Raw genomic sequence first — 7133 nt, 5'->3', positions numbered from 1 at the left:
CCAGCAGGTATTTGTAGCCGGTGACTTTGCCGACCCGCATGGTACGCACCTGGTATGTTTTAACATTGTGATAGCCGCCCTAAGAAAACTTAGGGCCACAGAAGACTGGGTAAAAGATTGCTGGGTGTGGATGTACCGCGGTGCATGGAAAGAGTTTGAAACTTACGAAATAGAAATGGCCGTGCCGCTTTCACCGCAGGAAGTACTTCGTAAACGTAACGCTATCTTCAAGCACCAGTCGCAAAAAGACAGGGCGGTGTTTCCGGGTGACGATGCAAGGGAATTCTGGGTACGTGCTGAAGACCGTAACAGGGAAACGGCGCAGGCTTATGACAGGCTAGGGTTAGCTGAATATCAAGCGATGGAAGCTTTTGTACGGTACAAATATTGATCGCGTAATTATATTTCACGTCATTGCGAGGGGCGAAGCAATCTCCGAACTATGCAAGTCAAGCACACGGGAATTTCTTAGTGAACGTTCATCAAAATATTCTCGTGCATTGAATATCCTACGTAGAGATTGCTTCGTTCCTCGCAATGACGATTTGTTAAAAATTAAAAACCTATAACCCAAATGACAGGAATTTCCACCAACGAATCCGTACTAAAAAAACGCCTATTATCACTTGATGTCTTCCGCGGATTAACTATCGCTGCGATGATTCTTGTGAACGACCCGGGCAATGAACATGCCTATGCGCCACTGGAACACTCAAAATGGAACGGCTGCACGCCTACAGACCTGATATTTCCTTTCTTTCTTTTTATGGTTGGCGTTTCTATTGTTTATGCGATGGAAAGCAGAAAGGAAGTAACCGCAGATCATAATAAACTAATACTACGAGCTTTAAAACGCACCTTAATATTATTACTGATCAGCTATGTTATCCGGTTCTTTTTCCTGGGAAACTTTGCTCACATGCGTATTCCCGGGGTGCTGCCGCGCATCGCTGTTGTTTATTTTATCTGCGCTGTACTGTACGTTAAAACATCGCAAAAAACGCGTGATTGGCTGTTTGCTATTTTTCTGGTGGGGTATTATATCATCATGAATTTTATCCCGGTACCGGGTGTTGGTTATGCTAATTTGGAGCCGACGACAAACCTTGGAGCCTGGTTAGACAGATTAGTGTTCACCCCAAACCACCTTTGGGCCGAAACTAAAGTCTGGGATCCCGAAGGTCTATTGGGAACTATCCCAGCTGTAGCTACAGGTTTATTCGGAATTCGCTTAGGAGCATGGATCAAGCGGAAAGACCACGAGGATAGCATTAAGGTTACCTGGATGTTTGTTTACGGGACTATCGCAGTAATACTGGGTTTGATTTGGGATTTGTTCTTCCCGATCAATAAGGCTTTATGGTCAAGCTCATTTGTGTTGTATACTGGAGGTCTGGCTTGTGTTGGATTAGCTTTAAGTTACTGGATCATCGATGTGCGTGGGCATAAAAAGTTTACGCCACCAATTGTTGCCTTCGGCGCCAATGCTATCACAGCTTATATACTGGCTGATTTTATTCCGCATTATGTCGGTCAGATCAAACTTTGGGGTAAATCACTATATGAAATTCTATTTGCACCGTATTTTTCTCCGATCAATGCTTCGCTGGCGAGCGCTATATTTACCGTGTTTTGCGTGTGGATCGTCATGTGGGTACTCTACAAGCGCAAAATCATAATTAAAGTATAATAACGTTTGAAACTAAACCTGTCCTTCAATATCTAATCTTAAAATATAAAATGAATAAGAAACTCCTTATAGCCGCACTGGCCTTGTCTGTTACTGTCAATTTTTCATTTGCACAGGTAAAGAGAAAGCCGGTATCGTCGCCTAAAAGTAAACCGATTGCCGCTGCAACCCAGATAAAAGGCAACCTGTTACCAGTTGATCCGGATGTGATCATTGGCAAACTGCCAAACGGTTTAACCTATTATATCCGCAAAAACGCTGAGCCGAAGAACCGCGCTGAATTGTACCTGGTAAACAAAGCAGGCTCAGTATTGGAGACTGACGCACAACGGGGTCTGGCGCATTTTACCGAACATATGTCCTTTAACGGAACCCGCGATTTTCCCAAAAATGAATTGGTGAATTACCTGCAAAAGGCAGGTGTAAAATTTGGCGCTGATTTGAATGCCTATACTTCTTTTGATGAGACGGTGTATCAATTACCGGTACCGACCGATAGCGTGAAAGTATTTGAAAAAGCCTTTGATATACTATCAAACTGGGCAGGCTATGTCACCTTCGATCCAAAAGAAATTGATGATGAACGTGGTGTGGTTCTGGAGGAAGAACGCCTGCGCGGTAAAAACGCACAGGAGCGTTTGCAGAACCAGATATTGCCGGTATTGCTGAACAATTCGAGATATGCCGAACGTTTGCCAATCGGTAAGGAAGATATATTGAAAACCTTCAAGCCTGAAACGATCAAAAGCTTTTACCACGATTGGTACCGGCCCGATCTGCAGGCTGTAATTGCTGTGGGTGATTTCGATCCAAAACGGGTGGAGCAATTGATAAAAGATAATTTCTCGGAACTAAAAAACCCGGCCAACGAAAAGCCAAGAACAAAATATTCGATCCCGGCGACTCCGGGTACAGCGGTAAAGATCGCCACAGACAAGGAGTTCCCTTATACACTTTGCGAGATCGTGGTAAAGCACCCCGAAACAACGGTGCGCACCAAAGCGGATTACCTGCAAAGCATGCGTGTAAATCTGTTCAACCAGATGCTGAACGAACGTTTGGGCGAATTGACCAAGCAGGCCAATCCGCCGTTTCTTTTCGGCAGGGCTAGCTATGGAGGTTTCTTAGGTCATCAGGATGCATTTACTTCCATTGCTGTTGCTAAACCAGGTGAGTTGGAAAAAGCGATCAAAGCCGTTGTGGCTGAAACAGAGCGTGCGCGCAAATTTGGCTTTACGCAAACCGAATTCGATCGTGCCAAACAGGATGCCTTAACTGAAATGGAAAGCGCCTATAAGGAACGCGATAAAACTAAATCAGTAAATTTTGTGCGTGAGTATCAGCAGAACTTCCTTGATGGCGAGGCGGTCCCGGGCATTGCGTGGGAATATAACTTCTTTAAGGAAAATGTAGATAAGATACAGCTGAGTGAGATCAACGCACTGGCTGGGAAATACATCAGCGATCAGAACCGTGCTGTGGTTGTAGAAGCGCCTGAAAAGGAGAAAGACAAATTACCAAACGAAAAAACCTTGTTGGAATGGATCAGCAGTGCGGGTAAGGACGTGACAAAGTACGTAGATAATGTAAGCAATAAGCCGTTGCTGGCTAAAGAGCCAACTCCGGGTAAGGTTGTATCTGAAAAGAAAGATACCGCTATTATTACTACTACGCTGACATTATCAAACGGCGTGAAAGTAATCCTGAAACCGACCACATTTAAGAATGACGAGATACTAATCAATGGTTATCACTTCGGTGGTACTTCATTGGCAAGTGACGTTGACTTTACCTCGGCTGATATGGCGGACAATGTGATCGGAAACAGCGGTTTGGCTGATTTTAATGAGATTCAGCTTGGGAAACTATTGAGTGGCAAAAACGTACATATTTCGCCACAAATCACTGAAACCACAGAAGGTATTAACGGCAGCTCGTCACCAAAAGATTTGGAGACCGCTTTGCAATTGGTGTACCTGTATTTCACCCAACCACGTAAAGATGCCGATATCTGGCAGTCGAGCATGACACAAACCAAATCGGTGCTGGCTAACCGTAGTCTTGACCCGACAAGTGTTTTCCAGGATACTGTTTCTGCTGTGCTAAGCAATCATAACTTCCGACGAATGGTACCATCGACAGAAAGATTAGATAAAGCCAGCCTGGATAAAGCATATGGTTTTTATAAAGACCGTTTTGCTGATGCCAACGGGTTCACTTTTACTTTAGTCGGAAGCTTTGAGGTTGATAAAATAAAACCATTGCTGGAGAAATATCTTGGAAGCCTGCCATCGGGCAAAGGTGATGAAACCTATAAGAACTTAGGTATCCACATCCCGGCAGGACAACTCATTAAAGAAGTACACAAGGGCATAGGCGATAAGAGCAGCGTGCAGTTGGTTTTCAGCGGCGACTATGATTTTAATGCTGACAATAACCTGCAGGTAGACGCATTAAACGAAATCTTGAATATCAAACTGATCGAGCGTCTGCGCGAAAAGGAGGGCGGCGTATATGCACCGGGTGTAAGGGCTAATTTTGTGAAGATACCTAACCAGCGTTATAGCATCATAGTGTACTTTGGTTGCGCCCCCGCTAATGTTGAGAAGCTGATCAATGCCACGATGGAGGAGATCAACAAGATCAAACAAAACGGTCCTGAGGCAGTAGATATACAAAAATTTGTTGCAGAAGAAAGCCGCTCGACCGAAGTGCAATTAAAAGAAAACACATTCTGGGCTGCACATTTGGCAGCTTCATCGCAAAATGGAGACGATCCAGATGCTGTGCTTCATCATATTAAAGACTTGAACAAAGTAACAGTTCAAACTGTAAAGGATGCAGCTAATAAATATTTAAGCGGTAATAATTTGATCAAATTGATCTTGTTGCCGGAGAAACAGTAAAAATTTTAACCCTTCTCTAAAAGAGAGGGGTTTTTTATTTTCAAAATGATAAACAATTTTCAAACGCCAATCGACTTTGACATCACAGTAAACGTAAACAATGTTGAAATCAGATACATTGATTTAATGGAGATTACACAGGGAGGTCCGGTGGTGGGCTCTTTAATAATAAATAATAGGCCCTTATTAGGACACCGTTTTGGTGGGCCAGCTATTTGTCAAAGTAATAGCTTATACATTCCCCTTTATTCCAAAAAGTTCATGGGTTGGGGCTTTAAACTCGTCAACATCGACTTGAATAACCTCGATATTAAATTTCTTGGAAGGATTAAAAATTTGATTTTCCTAGATAAAATAGAAAATGATCGCATTTATTTTTTTGAGGACATCAATAAAGTAAAAAGCAATTATTATGAAATATAAATTGTGTGATCGGGAATGACTTCACGTTAGTCCGGATTTTCAATTCTGGACTAAAAAGCAAGCGGATTTGTAATCCGCGAATAGTTTCAAATTATTATTAACCCAGCTTTAGGCCAAAGTCAGCATATGGCTTACTTTATAACTATTTACGTTCTGAAAGCCAAGCTGCTCATAAAACCCTGCTGCAGTAGGATTGTCTGTAAATAGGCGAAGAGAAGTGAAATATGCGCGTGCATTATTTATGATCACATTCATCAGCAAAGTTGCGTACCCTTTGCGACGGTAGGCTTGCAGAACATACAAATGCCTTACACGCCCGGTATTTGTATCTTCGGTGTAAGGATCACGGTTAAGGCCACCTATACCAATCAGTTCGCTACCTGAAACTAATCCCCATAGCTTTTCACCCGGTTTGTCGAATTTATTTGCGCCGCTGTTCCAGTCGTCAATCGTCCTTTGTATGAAATCATGCCTATTATGCTTAGCCTCATGTACCAGGCCATAAATCATTGTGAAGTTTAAATCTGTAAATTCAATTAATTTAACATCATGCACTGATGACATATCGAAATTCTTATAGATCATGACAAAGTTAACACCGTAAGTTTTACGTTAGTCCGGATTTTCAATCCCGGACTAACAAACAAGCGTATTTGTAATCCGCGAAAGATTAAAATCGGGGATTGCAAATCCCCTTTTTATTTTTGGTCCGGAATTGAAAATCCGGACCAACATTTATCCAGACCAACATTTTTTTAATAGAATGATTTTCTCTGAAATCGAAGCACATATCCAAAATATAGCGGGTAATGCAGCGCTCCAGAATGAGAAGAATTTCGATGCCCGTACTGATGCCATCGATTTTTTAGACTTTCATATACTTGATCAAATCGAAACATTAAGAAACGTTGAACCATATCAAGATGGATTGACAACGCTTCAGCAGCAAGCCGAAGAAGTTAAATTGCAGCTCGAAGAAATAGATAACAAGCTATTTAAAAGATTACAGCAGAAGATCAAACATAAAAAATATAGTGGTGACGAATTTGAGGCGCTGGTCAGAGAATATGTAAATTTTGAAAACTGCCACCTCGACGAAGAAGGCTATGACAACCTCGATATTTTTATAAACCGTTTACTTTCCATTGGGGACATGCCGGAGCAAAGCCGGTCGCTGGAGCCGGAAATGGTGTTTTACCAGAAGACCCCGGCAAGAATCGCTTTCGACCTGGTAAAGGAAGCGGGCTTAACAAAAGGCGATGTCTTTTTCGATATAGGTTCAGGGTTGGGGCAAGTGGCTATGCTGGTGAATTTATTGACAGGTACTCAAACCGTAGGTGTGGAATTTGATCCGGCGTTTTGTAAATATTCTAAGGAATGCGCCGCTGTGCTTGGCTTGCAGGATGTAAGTTTTATTAATGCAGATGCAAGAAGTGCTGATTATTCTGGGGGAACTGTATTTTTTATGTACACGCCTTTCAGGGGTAAAATTCTACAGAATGTATTGGGGATTTTGAGGAAAGAATCACTTAAACGAGAAATCCGCATCATCACTTATGGTCCTTGTACACATGAAGTAGCTACACAGGATTGGCTATACCCGGTTTCCGGCGATGAATTCAAAACTACACGTCATGCCGTCCGCTGGTTAGCGGATCAGTCATCCCATCATAAAAGTATTAGATAGGCAAGTCTGCTATTAACAAATCGTAGACTAAGCAAGCGGGAATGTCCTGTGGGGTGCTGAAATAAATTCAGCATGACACGGTGTATAGTTTTGCCGTAGTACACAAAAACAAAGCCTTCAGTTTTCGCTGAAGGCTTTTGTCAAAATATGGTTGATTGATTAATTATTCATTGTAATGATAGTAGCCGGTAGTATGCTCGCATCAATGCTGGCTTTCAGGATATTAGTGTTCCATCCGTCGGGCTGAAATGCGGTTGATGGATCCCACCATGCATCCATTTCTGCCCCTGATTTCTGGAAGAATTTCACTTTATTATATCCCATGTAAATATCCGAGCTCGATGCACCAGAATAGTTGCCATAGCACAAACCGCAGTTTGAGTAAGGTGTGCTTACACCATAAATGGTATTGTGATCCATTTTAATA

General features: G+C 42.4%; 5 protein-coding genes and 1 pseudogene. 4 read left to right on the top strand and 2 right to left on the bottom strand.

Translation table 11 applies throughout. The features are described 5' to 3' along the window. From VIM89_RS03540 to VIM89_RS03530, 3 genes and pseudogenes are all read left to right on the top strand, one after another. Positions 1-391 (top strand): annotated as a pseudogene (locus tag VIM89_RS03540) (glucosamine-6-phosphate deaminase); the annotation flags it as partial. A 183-nt stretch (positions 392-574) separates the two neighbouring features. After that, a complete protein-coding gene (locus VIM89_RS03535; protein ID WP_488154753.1) occupies positions 575-1690 on the top strand; it encodes an acyltransferase family protein in 1116 nt (371 codons plus the stop codon). Between the two features lie 50 nt (positions 1691-1740). Continuing rightward, complete coding sequence (locus VIM89_RS03530; protein ID WP_488154752.1) at positions 1741-4596, top strand: M16 family metallopeptidase; 2856 nt, start codon at positions 1741-1743, stop codon at positions 4594-4596. A gap of 531 nt (positions 4597-5127) precedes the next feature. On the opposite strand, the gene VIM89_RS03525 is transcribed toward VIM89_RS03530, so the two are convergent. Continuing rightward, the gene (locus tag VIM89_RS03525) at positions 5128-5604 is read right to left on the bottom strand and encodes a GNAT family N-acetyltransferase (RefSeq protein ID WP_488154751.1); all 477 of its coding nucleotides are present in this window, start codon (positions 5602-5604) and stop codon (positions 5128-5130) included. A gap of 178 nt (positions 5605-5782) precedes the next feature. Between VIM89_RS03525 and VIM89_RS03520 the strand changes: the two genes are divergently transcribed. Beyond that, positions 5783-6706 carry a hypothetical protein gene (locus VIM89_RS03520; protein ID WP_488154750.1) on the top strand — a complete coding sequence of 308 codons (924 nt, stop codon included), beginning with the start codon at positions 5783-5785 and terminating at the stop codon, positions 6704-6706. 159 nt (positions 6707-6865) lie between these two features. On the opposite strand, the gene VIM89_RS03515 is transcribed toward VIM89_RS03520, so the two are convergent. Continuing rightward, positions 6866-7133: hypothetical protein (locus VIM89_RS03515; protein WP_488154749.1), on the bottom strand; the 268-nt coding region annotated here is incomplete at its 5' end.

The sequence above is a fragment of the Mucilaginibacter sp. genome, assembly GCF_036568825.1.
In the GTDB taxonomy this organism is placed as follows: Bacteria; Bacteroidota; Bacteroidia; order Sphingobacteriales; family Sphingobacteriaceae; genus Mucilaginibacter.
Note: the sequence above shows the minus strand (reverse complement) of the source record. Positions and strands in the feature narration are given on the sequence as shown.

Excerpts from the sequence above, each read along its gene's own strand:
- VIM89_RS03535 (WP_488154753.1), top strand. The coding sequence starts at position 575 with ATGACAGGAATTTCCACCAACGAATCCGTACTAAAAAAACGCCTATTA.
- VIM89_RS03525 (WP_488154751.1), bottom strand. The coding sequence starts at position 5,604 with ATGATCTATAAGAATTTCGATATGTCATCAGTGCATGATGTTAAATTA.
- VIM89_RS03520 (WP_488154750.1), top strand. The coding sequence starts at position 5,783 with ATGATTTTCTCTGAAATCGAAGCACATATCCAAAATATAGCGGGTAAT.
- VIM89_RS03530 (WP_488154752.1), top strand. The coding sequence starts at position 1,741 with ATGAATAAGAAACTCCTTATAGCCGCACTGGCCTTGTCTGTTACTGTC.